This is a genomic window from Anaerostipes sp. PC18 (genome assembly GCF_039789045.1).
GTDB classification, from domain to species: Bacteria; Bacillota; Clostridia; order Lachnospirales; family Lachnospiraceae; genus Anaerostipes; species Anaerostipes hominis.
The window spans coordinates 1,563,016-1,579,149 of the sequence record NZ_CP121164.1; the positions used below are offsets into that span (position 1 = coordinate 1,563,016).

Genomic DNA, 16,134 nt, shown 5'->3' on the forward strand with positions numbered 1-16,134 from the left:
AAAGGGTGAAGATAAATGAAAGTGATTAAGAGAAATGGCAGTAAAGTAGATTTTGATCCGTCTAAAATCGAACTTGCCATCTTAAAAGCTATGAGGTACGGAAGCGGGGTTGTAGATGAAAAATGTGCAAAGGATATTTCCTTTGAGATCCATGAGGAACATCAGGGAGACGAGGATATCAGCATTTACCGGATCGAAGACCAGGTATTTGAAAAGCTCATTCAAAAAGACCAGATTTTGACGGCGAAGGCCTATGAAGGATACCGTAAGGTCAGAGAGTTCCAGAGAGAGACGAATACCATTGACAATGAGGTATTCGGCATCGTGACCGGAGAAAACCAGGAAGCTTTGGATGAAAACTCTAATAAAGATCCGAATATCCTGGCAACACAGAGGGATCTGATCGCAGGGGAATTTTCGAGGGATTACTGCAGGAGGATGATGCTTCCGCCTAAAATTGTCCAGGCACATGATGACGGCATCATTCATTTTCACGATATGGACTACTATATCCAGCAGATGCATAACTGTGACTTGGTGGATTTAAAGGATATGTTTAAAAACGGAACGGTGATAAACGGTAAACTGATTGAAACTCCGAAGTCCCTCCAGACTGCTTGTACGGTTGCGACCCAGATTGTACAGCAGGTGGCAAACGGTCAGTATGGAGGCCAGACGATTTCGCTTTCCCATTTGGCACCCTTTGTAAGAGTGAGCTTAGATAAACATAAAGAAAAGGTGAAAAAGGAAGGGGAGATGATCGGAAAAGAGTATACGGAACGGGAAGTAGAACTGATCGCAGAAGACCGTCTTCACGATGAGATCGTTTCCGGCATCCAGACGATACAGTATCAGATCAATACCTTTTCAACTACCAATGGACAGGCTCCGTTTTTGTCTGTCTTCATGTACATCAGTGAAGAACCGGAATATGAAAAAGAGACGGCGATGCTGATCGAAGAAATGTTAAGGCAGCGGTATGAGGGAATGAAAAATCCGGTGGGAGCCTATGTGACACCGGCATTTCCAAAACTTTTGTATGTCTTGGATAAAAACAACGTACCGAAAGACAGCAGGTACCGCTATCTGACGGATCTGGCGGTCAAATGTGTGGCAAAACGCATGATGCCCGACTTTATTTCGGCAAAGATCATGAAGAAGAATTACAAAGGGGAAGTGTTCCCGTGTATGGGATGCCGAAGCTTTCTGGCCCCATGGAAAGATGAAGAAGGCAATTATAAATGGTACGGCAGATTTAATCAGGGAGTCGTGACTATTAACCTGGCCGATGTGGGATTGTCTGCGGAGCAGGATATGGAGAAATTCTGGAATATCCTCGACGAACGCCTGAGCCTGTGCCGGGAAGCGCTGATGCTGCGGCATGAGAGCCTGAAAGGTACCTTGTCAGATGTGAGTCCGATCCACTGGCAGTTCGGAGCCATCGCAAGGCTGAAGCCGGGCGAAACGATCGATAAGCTTTTGGAAGGCGGCTACTCTACACTTTCCCTTGGATACATCGGTTTGTACGAGTGTGTTCTTTCCCTCCTCGGAAAAAGTCATACGACGGAGGAAGGCGATGAACTGGCTGTCAGGATCATGGAGCGTCTCCGGGGAGCATGTGACCGGTGGAAGGCAGAGTCCGGACTTGGATTTAGCGTGTACGGAACTCCGGCAGAGTCTACGACTTATACGTTTGCAAGAAGCTTAAAGAAACGGTTTGGTGTTGTGGAAGGAATCACGGATAAAGATTATATTACAAATTCTTACCATGTAAACGTGACTGAACCGATCGATGCCTTTGAAAAACTTGGATTTGAAGCAAAGTTCCAGAGCATTTCTTCAGGCGGGGCGATCAGTTACGTGGAGGTAACGAACCTGAATCAGAATCCCGAAGCGCTGTCTGCTCTGATTGACTATATGTACGATACGATTCAGTATGCCGAGATCAATACAAAGTCAGACTACTGTCAGGAATGCGGATTTGACGGGGAAATCCTTCTTGATGAGAACTATGAGTGGTACTGTCCGAACTGCGGCAACAGAAGCCACAAGACTTTAAACGTATGCCGCAGGACCTGCGGATATCTGGGAGATAATTTCTGGAACAAGGGACGTACCCAGGAGATCGGAGAACGGTTTGTCCATCTGGATAACCAGGTGCAAGAGGTGAACTAAATGCGGTACGCACAGATCAGGAAGATCGATATTTCCAATGGAGTCGGCATCAGGACCTCTCTGTTTGTACAGGGGTGCACGAGGAAGTGTAAGGGTTGTTTTAACCCGGAAACATGGGATTTTGAGGGCGGCCTTAAATGGAATAAAGAAACGGAAGAAGAATTTTTAACACTGACAGCAGGAGAGCATATAGCCGGGGCAACGATTCTTGGAGGAGAGCCTATGGAGCCTGCAAACCGGCGTCCGGTCAGGGAATTGCTGATGAAACTCAAAGAGCGTTGTCCGGAAAAAAATATCTGGATGTATTCTTCTTATCTGTTTGAAGAAATCATGGAGTTTGATCCGGAGGTGCTTCAATATCTGGATGTTTTAGTGGACGGCCCTTTTGTGGAAGAAAAAAAGGATTTAAATTTAAGATTCCGGGGAAGCAGTAATCAAAGAGTCATTGACGTGAAAGCATCACTGGAAAGTGAAGATGTAATCCTTCTTGATGTTTAGTTAAAAACCCAGAAGAATTCTGATATAGTCAGATTCTTCTGGGTTTTTAACTAAATCAATTTTTCGTGTCGATTTTTCGGTGATAATACGTTGATTTTTTTTTAGAAAGAGGCTACAATAATCATAAACTGCGCTGACCGAGGCTCAGCGGGAATAGGACAGGACTTCAGCATTATGGAAAACAGAGAAAAACTAAAGGATAAGAAGCGGATCGTAGTTAAGGTAGGGACTTCTTCCCTGATACATCCGAAGACAGGACAGCTAAATTTATTCCGGCTTGAAAAGCTGGTCCGTGTCCTGACAGATATTCACAACAGCGGAAAAGATGTGATATTAGTATCGTCCGGAGCGATCGGGGTCGGCTATAAAGCACTGGGACTAAAGGAACGCCCGGGATCTCTTCCGATGAAGCAGGCCTGCTCTGCCGTGGGACAGGGACAGTTGATGATGATCTATCAAAAGCTATTTGCTGAATACAATCAGGGCTCTGCCCAGATCCTCATCACAAAAGAGACGATGTTGAACGATATGCGCAGGTTCAATGCAAGAAATACATTTAACCAGCTGCTGAGTCTGGGCATCATTCCTATCGTAAATGAAAATGACACCGTCTCCACAGAAGAAATTGAGTTCGGAGACAATGACACTTTATCTGCCGTGGTCACTGCGGTAGTAGAAGGAGATCTTTTGATTCTTCTCACGGATATAGACGGATTATATACGGACGACCCGCATAAAAATAAAAGAGCAAGACTTATATCAGAAGTACCCGTGATTACCGAAGAGATCGAAAACATGGCAAAAGGAGCTGTGACCAAGGTGGGAACCGGGGGCATGGCCACAAAGATCGCAGCTGCAAATATTGTGACAGACTGCGGGGCCGATATGGTCATAGCAAACAGCAGAGATTTAAATGACCTGAACAGAATTATCGGGGGCAGGGAGATCGGAACGCTTTTCTTAGCCCATAAAAGAGAACATTTTAATTTTCGGAAATATCTTACGGAATGTCCGTATTTAAACTCATAATTTTGACTGGAAAGGAATAGTATGAACGAAGACAAGATCAGAAGAATCAATGAATTATATCATCTGGAAAAGTCCATCGGGCTTTCAGAGAAGGAAAAGAAGGAGCAGAAAAAGCTGAGAGAAGAATATATCCAGTCTGTCCGGGCAAATCTGCGCGGACAGCTGAATCATATCAGCATAAAGAATGAGGACGGAAGTGTGACTCCGCTGAAGCCAAAGGGAAAGCACTGAGATAAAGATAGAAGGGAGGTTGTTATGTTAGAACAATTAGGAAGACAGGCAAAAGAAGCGTCGGTCGTTCTGGCGCAGGCGCCTATGAATGACAAAAACGAGCTGCTCAGGGAAGCGGCAGACCAGCTTGTGACAAACCAGAATTACATTCTTTCGGAGAATGTAAAAGACGTGAAAGCAGCCATGGAGCGCGGGATGTCGGAGGCACTGGTGGACCGTCTGACTCTGACGGTTGACAGGATCGAAGGCATGGCAGAAGGACTCAGACAGGTGGCGGACTTGGAAGATCCCATCGGGGCAGTCACCGAGATGAAGCCCAATAAAAGCGGACTGCTGATCGGAAAGAAGGTCGTGCCTTTGGGCGTTGTGGGGATTATCTATGAATCCCGTCCCAATGTCACTGCGGATGCGTTTGCTCTTTGCTTTAAGACAGGAAACGCCTGCCTGCTCCGCGGCGGAAGCGACGCCATACATTCTAATCTTGCGATTACTAAAGTTCTCCAGGAATCATTAGCCAAGAAAAAGATGCCGGTATTCGGCATTCAGCTCCTGGAAGATACCAGCCGGAAAACTGCCACAAAGATGATGCAGATGAATGAATATATTGATGTCCTCATTCCAAGAGGCGGAGCCGGATTGATCCGGAGTGTCGTGAAAAACAGCACGGTTCCCGTGATCGAGACAGGAACCGGAAACTGCCATACTTATATCGATGAGTATGCAGATCCCCAAATGGCTGTCGATATCGTGGTCAATGCAAAAACTCAGAGGCTTGGAACCTGCAATACATGCGAGTCTCTGGTCATACATAAAGATGTTGTACAGACCCATCTTCCGGCTGTCGTAGAGGCATTGCTGAAAAAGGGAGTGCAGGTCAGAGGAGACGAGAGAGTCATGGCAGTCAGTGACCAGGTTATCCGGGCGACGGAAGAAGACTGGGGAACCGAATATCTGGATGCCGTTATCTCGGTAAAGGTCGTGGACAGTTTTGATGAGGCGGTAAAACATATCAACCGCTACAATACCAAACATTCCGAGGCGATTGTCACAGATTCTTATTCCCATGCCCAGGAGTTTCTGGAGAAGATCGATGCGGCTGCAGTCTATGTAAATGCTTCCACGAGATTTACCGATGGATTCGAGTTCGGCTTTGGAGCCGAGATCGGAATCAGCACCCAAAAGATCCATGCAAGGGGACCGATGGGACTCGATGCGCTGACGACTACCAAATTTATTATTTATGGCAATGGACAGATCAGGCATTAGATAAAACTTCAAAGAGGGAGTTCTCAGGATCGGGGACTCCTTTTAGATTGATAATTAATTCACATATAGAAAGCATTATTGTTTCTTTTTCTGTGCAAAAAGATGAAAAAAGTAAAAGAATGAAAAGATTTTAGTGAGATGTGTGTTATTTTGTGGGATTTCATTTGTGAAAAAAATGTCGAAAGTTGATTTTGCATGCTAAACAATTTATCATTAAAGATATGGAAATTAAAGAAAAGAGAAAGGAAGGCTTAAAAATGGCATTGTTTACATTTAGCGGCGGAGTTCATCCGGATGACGGGAAAGAATACGCAAAAAATTCTCCGATCACCGAATATCTGCCTAAAGGAGATGTTGTTTTACCTGTCGGCCAGCATATCGGGGCACCTGCGAAACCGATCGTACAAAAAGGTGATCAGGTACTGGCGGGACAGAAGATTGCAGAGGCAGGCGGTTTTGTGTCTGCCAATATTTACAGCTCTGTTTCGGGTACGGTGAAAGCAATCGAGCCGAGAGTGACTCCCGCCGGGGCAAAAGTAAATGCAATTGTAATAGAAAACGACGGAGAATTTAAAGAAGCGGAGTTTAAAGCAAAGCCGTATCAGGATATGACCAGAGACGAGGTTCTCGCTGCGATCAAAGACGCAGGGATCGTCGGGCTCGGAGGGGCAGGTTTCCCGACTCATGTGAAGCTGGCTCCGAAAGATCCGGATGCCATCGAGTACATCATTGTCAATGGTGCGGAGTGTGAGCCTTACATAACCGGAGATTACAGGATCATGATGGAGACTCCGGAAGTCCTCGTGGAAGGTCTTAACATTGTTCTTGACTTGTTCCCGAAGGCAAAAGGAATCATCGCAGTGGAAGACAATAAAAAAGATGCCATTGCCAAAGTCAGCGATTGTGTCAAAGGAGATGCAAGAATTTCGGTTGCAGAGTTAAAGACAAAATATCCGCAGGGAGCGGAGCGTTCCCTGATCTATGCGACTACGGGAAGAGCCATCAATTCCAGTATGCTTCCGGCAGATGCAGGATGTATTGTGGACAACGTGGCAACGATTGTTGCTGTCAAGGAAGCGGTAAAAGAGGGAAGACCTTTGTTCCGCCGTGTGGTAACGGTGACCGGAGATGCGGTTGAGAGCCCTAAAAACCTTTTAGTCCGCACGGGAACCAACGTCAACGAACTGATCGAAGCGGCCGGTGGATTTAAGGGACAGCCTGAAAAGGTGATCTCCGGAGGTCCGATGATGGGAATGGCCATGTTTACTACCGACGTTCCGGCTGTCAAAACATTTTCTTCTCTGCTTGCATTTACAAAGGACCCTGTGTCTGCCGTAGAGCCGAGCAACTGTATCAACTGCGGGCGCTGTGTCAGCGTCTGTCCTCAGAAGTTAATGCCGGCGAGACTGTCCGTACTGGCAGATAACAATAACTTTGAAGCATTTGAGGCACTCCACGGAGATGAGTGTGTGGAATGCGGATGCTGTTCTTTTATCTGTCCGGCGAAGAGAAACCTGGCACAGTCAATGAAGACAGGACGCAAACAGGTCTTGGCAAATCGTAGAAAGAAGTAAAGGAGAGGTACATATGAACGAAACATTATATCGTGTTTCAGCAAACCCGCACGTAAGGGACAAAAGCTCAACACAAAGCATTATGCTGGACGTAATCCTTGCATTACTCCCGGCCACAGTTTTTGGTATCTATATCTTCGGTGCATCTGCGGCTGTGACCATTGCGGTCTCCATTGTCACCTGTGTGGCTGCTGAGTATATATATCAGAAGCTAATGAAACAAAAAGTATCCGTCAGCGATCTGAGCGCGGCTGTGACCGGACTCCTGCTTGCGCTGAACCTGCCGGCAGGTGTTCCTTTCTGGATGCCGGTGCTCGGCGGCCTTTTTGCCATTATTGTCGTAAAACAAGTTTTCGGCGGCCTGGGGCAGAATTTTATGAACCCGGCATTGGGAGCCCGCTGTTTTCTGATGATCTCTTTTGCGGCAAGAATGACTACATTTACATATGACGGTGTCACCACTGCGACTCCTCTTGCCCTGCTGAAGGCAGGAAAGAGTGTAGACCTCGGAAATGTCTTTACAGGATTTATCCCGGGAACGATCGGAGAGACATCCGCCGTCCTGCTCCTCTTGGGAGGTGCCTACCTGGTATTAAAGAAAGTCATCTCACCGCTGATCCCATGCATCTATGTGGCGACGGTGGCTGTCTTCGTACTGCTTTTTGGAGGACATGGCTTCGATCTTACTTATATGGCATCTGAGATTTTTGCCGGCGGTTTGATGCTCGGTGCGATCTTCATGGCAACGGACTATGTAACTTCGCCGATCACTTCCAAAGGAAAGATCATCTTCGGTGTCCTCTGCGGACTGCTGACCGGTATTTTCCGCCTGTTCGGACCGATGGCAGAGGGGGTTTCTTACTCTATTATCATTGCGAACCTGGTTGTTCCTCTGATTGAAAAGATTACGGTTCCTACTCCGTTTGGAATTGTGAAGGCAAAAGGAGGCAAAGACAATGAATAAAAGTTTAGTAAACGACTGTATTAAATTATTTATCATCACTCTGGCTGCCGGACTGATCCTTGGATTCGTTTACAACGTGACCAAAGATCCGATTGCAAAGCAGGAAGAAAAGACAAAACAGGAAGCATACAAGGCTGTGTTCAAAGACGCAGATCGATTTGAGGCAGTGAAGCTTAATAAAAAAGAGATAAACAAAGTTTTGAAGGCAAAGAATTTGGGCCAGAATACGGTCAGTGAGATTGCCAAAGCAGTAGATAAGGACGGAAAAGGTCTTGGATATGTATTCTCCGTGACAAACCCTGACGGGTACGGCGGAGATATCACCCTCTCCGTCGGTGTCAAGAATGACGGTACGGTCAACGGATATGAGACTTTGACGATCAGTGAGACCGCAGGTCTTGGTATGAAGGCAAAAGAAGATGAATTTAAGAGTAACTTCAAAGATAAAAAAGCGAAGCAGTTTGAAGTCGTAAAAGACGGTTCCGGCAAGAACGACGACGCAAAGGTCGATGCCATCAGCGGTGCCACGATCACCAGCCGTGCGGTAACAAGCGGGGTCAACAGCTGTGTTGCTTTAATGGATACATTGAAAGGAGGTAATTGAGATGAAAAGTAATCCGATAGAACGTTTAATCAACGGTATTGTCAAAGAAAATCCTACTTTCGTCTTAATGCTCGGTATGTGTCCTACCCTCGCGGTAACCACATCCGCCATCAACGGGGCAGGAATGGGACTTTCCACTACGGCCGTGTTAATGTTTTCCAATCTGATCATTGGACTCATGCGAAATATTATTCCTGACAGGGTCCGTATTCCGGGCTATATTGTTATCATTGCATCTCTGGTAACGGTAGTACAGTTCCTTTTGCAGGGATATGTGCCGTCACTGAATGCAAGCCTTGGAATATACATTCCTCTGATCGTAGTAAACTGTATCATCCTGGGACGCGCAGAATCCTTTGCATCTAAGAACGGGGCAGTTCTCTCTTTCTTCGACGGTGTCGGAATGGGACTGGGATTTACCATTGCACTGACTGTGATCGGAGCTTTCCGTGAACTCCTCGGTGCAGGTACGATCTTTGGCACAAAGATCATGCCGGCTGCTTATGAGCCGATCACGATCTTTATCCTGGCCCCCGGAGCATTCTTTGTCCTGGCCTGCCTTGTTGCAGTTCAGAATAAGGTAAGAAACAAGAAACCGAAAAAAGCAGGAGAGCCTCAGGCTTCCGGCTGCGGCGACTGTGCAAGCTGCGGAAACGGTGCCTGTGGAAGCCGGTTTTTCGATAACAGTGTGGATGACAAATAGGGGGGATGAACAATGTCAAATTTATTATTAGTCGCAATCGGTGCGGCATTAGTTAATAACGTAGTATTGAGCCAGTTCCTAGGCCTTTGTCCTTTCCTTGGTGTATCCAAGAAGGTAGAAACTGCCGGCGGAATGGGCGCTGCGGTTATTTTCGTCATCACAATCGCCTCAGCGGTTACCTATTTCGTTTATGCGGGCATACTCGTACCGTTTCATCTGGAATATCTTCAGACGATCGCATTTATCCTTGTCATTGCGGCATTGGTTCAGTTCGTGGAAATGTTTTTAAAGAAATCTATGCCGGCTCTTTATGAGTCTTTAGGCGTATATCTTCCGCTGATCACTACCAACTGTGCGGTGCTCGGTGTTGCATTGAATAACGTTCAGTATGATTACAACTTTATTACCAGTGTAGTCAACGGATTTGGAGTGGCTGTCGGATTTACCATCGCCATCGTGATCCTGGCTGGTATCCGCGAGAAATTAGAATACAACAACATCCCGGAATCTTTCAAAGGAATGCCGATCACTCTTGTCACGGCAGGGCTGATGGCTATCGCTTTCTTTGGATTCTCAGGAATCATATAGGGAGGTAGCAAAAATGGATATTACAGCAATTATCCTCGCGGCCGTCGTGGTCGGAGGCATTGGTTTGGTCATTGCTATTCTTTTGGGAATCGCTTCTGAGAAGTTTAAGGTTCCGGTCAATGAAAAAGAAGTAGCAGTCCGCGCAGAACTTCCCGGAAATAACTGCGGAGGCTGCGGATATGCCGGATGCGACGGGCTTGCAAAAGCGATCGCGAACGGAGAAGCTGCGGTCAATGCCTGTCCGGTAGGCGGGCCTGCGGCGGCAGAAAAAATCGGTGCCATCATGGGTGTGGAAGCCGGTGACTTCGTAAAACAGGTGGCATTCGTAAAGTGTGCGGGGACCTGTGAGAAAGCATCAAATAAATACGAATATACAGGACAGATGAGCTGTGTGGAAGCCATAAACGTACCCGGAGAGGGGCCCAAAGCATGCTCTTTCGGATGTATGGGATTCGGAAGCTGCGCCCAGGTGTGCCCTGAGAATGCAATCTCCATCGTCAACGGTATTGCGTATGTTGACAAAGAAGCGTGCATCGGCTGCGGAAAATGTACCGATATCTGTCCGAAGGGACTTATTGAACTGGTTCCTTACGACAAGAAGCATTTAGTGCAGTGTAATTCTAAAGACAAGGGAAAAGACGTCATGTCCGTGTGCAAAGCCGGATGTATCGGCTGCGGGCTCTGTGCGAAAGAATGTAAGCTTGGAGCGATTACCGTAGAAAATAACATTGCTCATATAGACTATGAGAAATGTGTCAACTGCGGACTCTGTGCCAAGAAGTGTCCGAAAAAAATCATTACTGTATAATAAAGTGAATTATATAAAGATCATTAGGCTGTATCTGACTGGAGGATACAGCCTTTTTGACACATTTTATTTCCTGGGGCATACACTATTATAACTATTTTTCTGGGGTGGCGTTTCATGAAGTTTTTAGAGTTGAGGGAAAAGGATGTTATCAACTGCCGGACCGGAGATAAACTGGGATGTGTAATCGACCTGGAGTTTGACCTGGCGTCAGGTCAGATTTTATGTCTGATCGTTCCAAAAGCGACAAAGATCCTATGTTTTACAAAAGGAGAGTTTTATTATATTCCATATAAGAAGATCATTCGAATCGGCTGTGACACTGTATTGGTGGATATTAATGAAAAAGAATGTTTGAAGTGATCTGGAAAAAATGATATACTTCCTTTAACGAATGGAAAGTCTTGAGGCAGACGTGTTCTGCCTCTCAAAAGAGTACAAAGAAAAGCATAGCCCGGGAGGTAGAAAAATGAGGTGCCCTTATTGCGGAAGTGAAAATTCCAGAGTCATTGATTCCAGACATTCGGAAGACAATAACTCTATACGGAGAAGACGACAGTGTGACGACTGCAGCAAGCGTTTCACGACCTATGAAAAGATCGAGACAGAACCGCTGTCTGTGATCAAGAAGGACAAGACCAGACAGATGTATGACCGCTCCAAGATCAAGGCGGGTATCGTACAGTCCTGCCACAAGCTGCCTATATCCATGGGACAGATAGATCAGATTGTAGATGAGATCGAGACAAAGATCTATAATCTCGGACAGCGCGAGGTGGAGAGTTCCCTGATCGGAGAAATCGTCATGGACAAGCTGAAGGAACTGAATGAGGTGGCATATGTAAGGTTTGCCGCTATATACAGAGAGTTCAAAGATGTGAACACCTTCATGAGTGAACTGAAAAAATTGCTGAAATAGTTGTAAAAAAATAGAAAATATGATAAGATACAGTATATTGTTAGCTGAAAGGCTTCCGGAGAAGAAGGAGGCTTTATGTTTTGTTCGATGTTAAGCGGCATTGTTTCAGGCGCCGCAGGCTGTATCATTCAGGTCGAAGCGGAACTAAGAAGCGGTCTCCCATACTTTACTATGGTAGGCCGCCTTTCTAATGAAGCAAAAGAATCCAGGCACAGGGTGGAATCCGCACTGCGGGCTCTGGGCTGTCCGCTCCCTCCTATGAAAATTACCGTCAATTTATCTCCTGCCGACATCAGAAAGACAGGAACCGCATTTGATCTTCCCATCGCAGCGGCCGTTATGGCCGGTCTCAATTATATTCCAATTAACAAAGAACCGCCCATCTGTCTCCTGGGAGAGCTGGGATTGGACGGCAGTGTCCATGGGATCAGACAGTGCCTGCCCATCATCATGGAAGGGAGAAAGCAGGGCATCCGGCGATTTATGGTTCCCTATGATGATATGGAATCCCTTGTACATATCAGAGATGTGGAACTGGTTCCGGTAAAACATCTTTCCGATGCCGTGGACTATTTCAGAAGCGGGTGTGTGCTTCCATATCATTTTAAGGAAAAAAGGATGATCCTTGACAGCCAGTGTCATGATTTTTCAGAAATAAAAGGACAGGCTTTCTTAAAAAGAGCTCTGGAAATCGCCGTAACCGGGAGGCATAACATTCTTCTGATCGGAGCTCCAGGTTGTGGCAAGACTATGGCGCTTGAACGGATTTCTTCTATCATGAACAGTTTATCCGAGGAAGAATATCTGGAGGTGCAGGCTCTGTATCAGGCGGCCGGTGTCCACCGGGAGGCAGAAGATTTTTGTCCGCCTTTCCGAAAACCTCATTCTTCCATATCCAGGGGAGCGCTGATCGGTGGGGGAGCGGTTCCAAAAGTTGGAGAGATCACACTTGCCCACAAAGGTGTCCTGTTCCTGGATGAACTGGCACAGTTTGACGCCAAATGCATTGAAGCCCTGAGACAGCCGCTGGAAGATAAGCAGATTATTTTAAACAGGCTTGGGAGAGACTATACCATGCCTGCGGACTTTTTACTTGCAGCGGCCATGAACCCATGTCCATGCGGCAACAGCTTTACTCCGGAGGCATGCCGGTGCAGTGCGGGTGAAAAGCGGTCCTATTATCACAGACTTTCAGGGCCCATACTGGACCGTTTTGATCTGATTCTCACAGTTGGACAGGAGGCAAAGAAAATGGACGCCGAGACTGAAAATTCGGCTGCCATCCGCAGCAGGGTTTTGGAAAATATCAGAGAGGAACAGAGAGAACTCTCGGATACTCCGTATTCTTATTACGGTCAGATACAGGCAGAGGACTTAGAAAAAATCTGTCCGTTGTCCAAAGAAAGCCGAAGAATTTTAAAAGAAGAACAAAAGAAACATCATATTTCTATGCGGGGTATTCATAAGATTGTGAGGACAGCAAAAACGATTGCCGGAATGGAACAGAAAAGCGAGATCGGGGAGGGACATCTTATAGAGGCACTGTCTCTGCGCAACATGGAGTTTTTATCGGAGGCTGCGGGATATGAATGAAAAGATTTCGTGGTTCTGGTTTACGTCGCTTCTTGAGATGAATCGAAAGACGCAGGGTGAGATCCTTTCTGCCATTATTCATCCGGAGGAACTCAGGAAGCTTAATGCGGAGACTGCAAAGCCATTTCTTAACAAGAGACAGTACCGGCTTTTTCTTGAGACAAGAGATGAATCTTATATCTGTAAGAAGTACGAGGAGCTAAAAAAGCAGAAAACAGACTATATTATATGGAAAGAACCCGATTATCCACAGCGGCTCAAACAGATCTATGATTATCCGTTTGGCATCTTCCGAAAAGGCAGGCCGCAGGAATCAAGGCTGGTCATTGCAATAGTAGGGGCCAGATCCTGTACTTTATATGGAAGAGAGATGGCAGGATATTTTGCAAAAGAGCTGTCCAGGAGGGGTGTTTTGATCGTCAGCGGCATGGCAAGGGGAATCGACGGAGCTTCTCACAGAGGAGCCCTGGATGTAGGCGCACCGACGGCAGGTGTTCTGGGATGCGGGATTGACCGGATTTATCCGAAAGCACATAAAAAACTGTTCGCCGATGTAGAGAAACAGGGTGTGATCTATTCTGAGTATGGTCCCGGCGTAGAGCCGCTTTCTTTTCTTTTTCCGCAGAGGAACAGGATCATCAGTGGCCTTTCCGACGGAATTTTCGTAGTGGAGGCCAGAGAGAAAAGTGGATCTCTGATCACAGCGGACTGCGGATTGGAACAAAACAAAGAAATTTTTGCACTCCCGGGCAATGTGACGAGTGATGTATCAAGGGGCTGCCATCGCCTGATCCAGCAAGGCGCCAAGCTGGTTTCCGGCCCCGAAGATATCTTAAATGAATTTCCAAAATTCAGAGTATTTTCACATAATGTCTGTCAATTTGATAAAAATTCACTTGCTAGAGGTGAAAAAATGGTGTATGATGTTTTGAGTTTGGAACCTAAATGCCTGGAACAGATAGCTTCGGAGGCAAAACTGCCGGTCACAGAGGCTGTGACATCCTTATACTATCTACAGAGGCAGGGGTTGGCAGAAGAAATACTGAAAAATTATTACATAATAAAAATATAATTAAGAGGTGCAAAAATGCCAAAATACTTAGTAATTGTAGAATCACCAGCGAAAGCAAAGACGATCAATAAATTTTTAGGGAAAAATTATACGGTCATTGCATCCAACGGTCATGTGAGGGATCTCCCCAAGAGTACGATGGGAATCGACCTGGAACATAATTTTGAACCAAAATATATTACGATCCGGGGCAAGGGAGAAGTATTGGCGGCATTGAGGAAAGAAGTGAAAAAGGCCGACAAAGTTTATCTCGCGACTGACCCTGACCGGGAAGGGGAAGCAATTTCATGGCATCTTTATTATGCGTTGAAACTTGAGAATAAAAAATGCAGCCGTATCACATTTAATGAGATCACCAAGAATGCAGTCAAGGAATCATTAAAGCATGCGAGAGAGATCGACATGGACCTGGTGGATGCCCAGCAGGCAAGACGTGTTTTAGACCGGATTGTCGGGTATAAGATCAGTCCTCTTTTATGGGCAAAGATCAAGAGGGGATTGAGCGCAGGCCGGGTACAGTCTGTGGCGCTCCGCCTGATCTGTGACCGGGAAGAAGAGATCAGCGCTTTCATACCGGAAGAATACTGGTCACTGGATGCTTTTCTGAATGTGAAAGGGAGCAAAAAGCCCCTGGAGGCCAAGTTTGCCGGAGACAAAGACGGGAAGATCGAGATCAAGAATGAAGAACAGCTGAACAAGATCCTTGCGGAACTTGAAGGCGCCGAATTTCATGTTGACAGCGTAAAGACAGGGGAGCGTATCAAGAAAGCCCCGCTTCCGTTTACGACCAGTACGATGCAGCAGGATGCATCCAGCAAACTGAATTTTCCGACAGCAAAAACCATGAGGATTGCTCAGCAGCTGTATGAGGGTGTAGACATCAAAGGAAAAGGCACCGTGGGATTGATCACTTACCTGCGTACAGACTCCACAAGGATTTCGGAAGAGGCAGATAAGAATGCCAGAGAGTTCATCTCTGAAACCTACGGAAGTGATTTTGTCGGAAACGGACAAGTTTCAAAAAAGGACGACAAAAATGTACAGGACGCCCATGAAGCCATTCGTCCCACTTACATCGAGAACACCCCGGCGAGCTTGAAAGAACAGCTTTCCAGAGACCAGTTCAGGCTTTATCAGCTGATCTGGAACCGGTTTATGGCGAGCCGCATGAGTGCAGCCAAGTATGAGACTACATCCGTAAAGATCGACGCCAACGGATACCGTTTCAATGCTTCCGCATCCAAGATCGTTTTTGACGGATTTTTGACTGTGTACAACATCGACAATGAGAAATCAAAAGGAAATGTCATACTGAAAAGTATCGATACTTCCACGGAGCTGAAGTTAAAAGAGTTTGACCACAAACAGCATTTTACACAGCCGCCGGCCCACTACACGGAAGCAACGCTTGTCCGCACCCTGGAAGAACAGGGTATTGGACGGCCGAGTACGTATGCTCCTACCATATCTACGATCATTGCCAGAAGGTATGTGGTCAAGGAAAAGAAGAATCTGTATATGACGGAGCTGGGAGAAGCGGTCAATACCATGATGAAAAAGGCATTTCCGTCTATCGTGGATGTGCATTTCACCGCTACGATGGAGGCGCTTTTGGATATGGTGGAGGAAGGCAAGGTCCACTGGAAATCCGTGGTGGAAAACTTCTATCCGGATCTTAAAGAAGCCGTGGAGGCCGCAGAAAAAGAACTGGAGCAGGTAACCATTGAGGACGAAGTGACCGATGTGGTCTGTGACCAGTGCGGACGCAATATGGTCGTGAAATATGGGCCGTATGGGAAGTTTCTGGCCTGTCCGGGATTCCCTGACTGCCGAAACACAAAACCTCACTTTGAAAAGATCGGAGTTCCATGTCCGCTGTGCGGAAAGGAAGTCGTCTTAAAGAAAACCAAGAAGGGTCGGAAATACTACGGATGTGAGGATAACCCGGAATGCGAATTTATGTCATGGCAGAAGCCTTCTACCGTCAAGTGTGAGCGCTGCGGAAAGTATATGGTGGAAAAAGGAAAGAAACTGGTTTGTTCAGACGAACACTGCGGATATGTATGTGATCTGCCGAAAGAGGAAGAAGTTACGGAAAATAAGGAGTAGC

General features: G+C 46.4%; 16 protein-coding genes. All 16 read left to right on the top strand.

Annotated elements, in window-relative coordinates; all coding sequences use genetic code 11:
* The first annotated feature begins 15 nt into the window (after positions 1-15).
* The 16 genes from nrdD to topA all read left to right on the top strand — a co-directional run bounded on the left by nrdD (position 16) and on the right by topA (position 16,133).
* Complete coding sequence (gene nrdD, locus P8F77_RS08425; protein WP_148459201.1) at positions 16-2,175, top strand: anaerobic ribonucleoside-triphosphate reductase; 2,160 nt, start codon at positions 16-18, stop codon at positions 2,173-2,175.
* A complete protein-coding gene (gene nrdG, locus P8F77_RS08430; protein WP_024727747.1) occupies positions 2,176-2,673 on the top strand; it encodes an anaerobic ribonucleoside-triphosphate reductase activating protein in 498 nt (165 codons plus the stop codon).
* Positions 2,674-2,847: 174 nt separating this feature from the next.
* Positions 2,848-3,702 carry a glutamate 5-kinase gene (proB, locus tag P8F77_RS08435; protein WP_024727746.1) on the top strand — a complete coding sequence of 285 codons (855 nt, stop codon included), beginning with the start codon at positions 2,848-2,850 and terminating at the stop codon, positions 3,700-3,702.
* Between the two features lie 21 nt (positions 3,703-3,723).
* On the top strand, positions 3,724-3,933 hold the full coding sequence (locus P8F77_RS08440) for a DUF896 domain-containing protein (protein WP_024727745.1): 210 nt from the start codon (positions 3,724-3,726) through the stop codon (positions 3,931-3,933).
* A gap of 24 nt (positions 3,934-3,957) precedes the next feature.
* A complete protein-coding gene (locus P8F77_RS08445; RefSeq protein WP_024727744.1) occupies positions 3,958-5,199 on the top strand; it encodes a glutamate-5-semialdehyde dehydrogenase in 1,242 nt (413 codons plus the stop codon).
* A 257-nt stretch (positions 5,200-5,456) separates the two neighbouring features.
* Positions 5,457-6,773 carry an electron transport complex subunit RsxC gene (gene rsxC, locus P8F77_RS08450; protein WP_024727743.1) on the top strand — a complete coding sequence of 439 codons (1,317 nt, stop codon included), beginning with the start codon at positions 5,457-5,459 and terminating at the stop codon, positions 6,771-6,773.
* 13 nt (positions 6,774-6,786) lie between these two features.
* Positions 6,787-7,737 (top strand): RnfABCDGE type electron transport complex subunit D, encoded by a 951-nt coding sequence (locus P8F77_RS08455; protein WP_148459194.1) that lies wholly within the window; start codon positions 6,787-6,789, stop codon positions 7,735-7,737.
* Positions 7,730-8,341 (top strand): RnfABCDGE type electron transport complex subunit G, encoded by a 612-nt coding sequence (locus P8F77_RS08460; RefSeq protein ID WP_024727741.1) that lies wholly within the window; start codon positions 7,730-7,732, stop codon positions 8,339-8,341. The genes P8F77_RS08455 and P8F77_RS08460 overlap by 8 nt, the downstream gene beginning before the upstream one ends.
* A gap of 1 nt (position 8,342) precedes the next feature.
* Positions 8,343-9,044, top strand: coding sequence for an electron transport complex subunit E (locus P8F77_RS08465; protein ID WP_024727740.1), 702 nt, complete (start codon positions 8,343-8,345; stop codon positions 9,042-9,044).
* A 12-nt stretch (positions 9,045-9,056) separates the two neighbouring features.
* Positions 9,057-9,632: an electron transport complex subunit RsxA gene (gene rsxA, locus P8F77_RS08470; RefSeq protein ID WP_006567153.1), complete on the top strand. Its 576-nt coding sequence runs from the start codon at positions 9,057-9,059 to the stop codon at positions 9,630-9,632.
* Between the two features lie 13 nt (positions 9,633-9,645).
* On the top strand, positions 9,646-10,440 hold the full coding sequence (locus tag P8F77_RS08475; protein ID WP_270431001.1) for an RnfABCDGE type electron transport complex subunit B: 795 nt from the start codon (positions 9,646-9,648) through the stop codon (positions 10,438-10,440).
* Between the two features lie 117 nt (positions 10,441-10,557).
* Positions 10,558-10,803, top strand: coding sequence for a YlmC/YmxH family sporulation protein (locus P8F77_RS08480; RefSeq protein ID WP_024727738.1), 246 nt, complete (start codon positions 10,558-10,560; stop codon positions 10,801-10,803).
* A gap of 106 nt (positions 10,804-10,909) precedes the next feature.
* A complete protein-coding gene (gene nrdR / locus P8F77_RS08485; protein WP_024727737.1) occupies positions 10,910-11,359 on the top strand; it encodes a transcriptional regulator NrdR in 450 nt (149 codons plus the stop codon).
* Positions 11,360-11,434: 75 nt separating this feature from the next.
* Entirely contained in the window at positions 11,435-12,952 is a 1,518-nt protein-coding gene (locus P8F77_RS08490; protein WP_287519828.1) for a YifB family Mg chelatase-like AAA ATPase, read from the top strand.
* Positions 12,945-14,024, top strand: a complete 1,080-nt coding sequence (dprA, locus tag P8F77_RS08495) for a DNA-processing protein DprA (protein ID WP_024727735.1) — start codon at positions 12,945-12,947, stop codon at positions 14,022-14,024. Before P8F77_RS08490 ends, dprA begins: the two co-directional genes overlap by 8 nt.
* A gap of 15 nt (positions 14,025-14,039) precedes the next feature.
* Positions 14,040-16,133, top strand: a complete 2,094-nt coding sequence (gene topA / locus P8F77_RS08500) for a type I DNA topoisomerase (RefSeq protein WP_024727734.1) — start codon at positions 14,040-14,042, stop codon at positions 16,131-16,133.
* The last annotated feature ends 1 nt before the right edge of the window (position 16,134 follow it).

Excerpts from the sequence above, each read along its gene's own strand:
- nrdD (WP_148459201.1), top strand. The coding sequence starts at position 16 with ATGAAAGTGATTAAGAGAAATGGCAGTAAAGTAGATTTTGATCCGTCT.
- nrdG (WP_024727747.1), top strand. The coding sequence starts at position 2,176 with ATGCGGTACGCACAGATCAGGAAGATCGATATTTCCAATGGAGTCGGC.
- proB (WP_024727746.1), top strand. The coding sequence starts at position 2,848 with ATGGAAAACAGAGAAAAACTAAAGGATAAGAAGCGGATCGTAGTTAAG.
- P8F77_RS08440 (WP_024727745.1), top strand. The coding sequence starts at position 3,724 with ATGAACGAAGACAAGATCAGAAGAATCAATGAATTATATCATCTGGAA.
- P8F77_RS08445 (WP_024727744.1), top strand. The coding sequence starts at position 3,958 with ATGTTAGAACAATTAGGAAGACAGGCAAAAGAAGCGTCGGTCGTTCTG.
- rsxC (WP_024727743.1), top strand. The coding sequence starts at position 5,457 with ATGGCATTGTTTACATTTAGCGGCGGAGTTCATCCGGATGACGGGAAA.
- P8F77_RS08455 (WP_148459194.1), top strand. The coding sequence starts at position 6,787 with ATGAACGAAACATTATATCGTGTTTCAGCAAACCCGCACGTAAGGGAC.
- P8F77_RS08460 (WP_024727741.1), top strand. The coding sequence starts at position 7,730 with ATGAATAAAAGTTTAGTAAACGACTGTATTAAATTATTTATCATCACT.
- P8F77_RS08465 (WP_024727740.1), top strand. The coding sequence starts at position 8,343 with ATGAAAAGTAATCCGATAGAACGTTTAATCAACGGTATTGTCAAAGAA.
- rsxA (WP_006567153.1), top strand. The coding sequence starts at position 9,057 with ATGTCAAATTTATTATTAGTCGCAATCGGTGCGGCATTAGTTAATAAC.
- P8F77_RS08475 (WP_270431001.1), top strand. The coding sequence starts at position 9,646 with ATGGATATTACAGCAATTATCCTCGCGGCCGTCGTGGTCGGAGGCATT.
- P8F77_RS08480 (WP_024727738.1), top strand. The coding sequence starts at position 10,558 with ATGAAGTTTTTAGAGTTGAGGGAAAAGGATGTTATCAACTGCCGGACC.
- nrdR (WP_024727737.1), top strand. The coding sequence starts at position 10,910 with ATGAGGTGCCCTTATTGCGGAAGTGAAAATTCCAGAGTCATTGATTCC.
- P8F77_RS08490 (WP_287519828.1), top strand. The coding sequence starts at position 11,435 with ATGTTTTGTTCGATGTTAAGCGGCATTGTTTCAGGCGCCGCAGGCTGT.
- dprA (WP_024727735.1), top strand. The coding sequence starts at position 12,945 with ATGAATGAAAAGATTTCGTGGTTCTGGTTTACGTCGCTTCTTGAGATG.
- topA (WP_024727734.1), top strand. The coding sequence starts at position 14,040 with ATGCCAAAATACTTAGTAATTGTAGAATCACCAGCGAAAGCAAAGACG.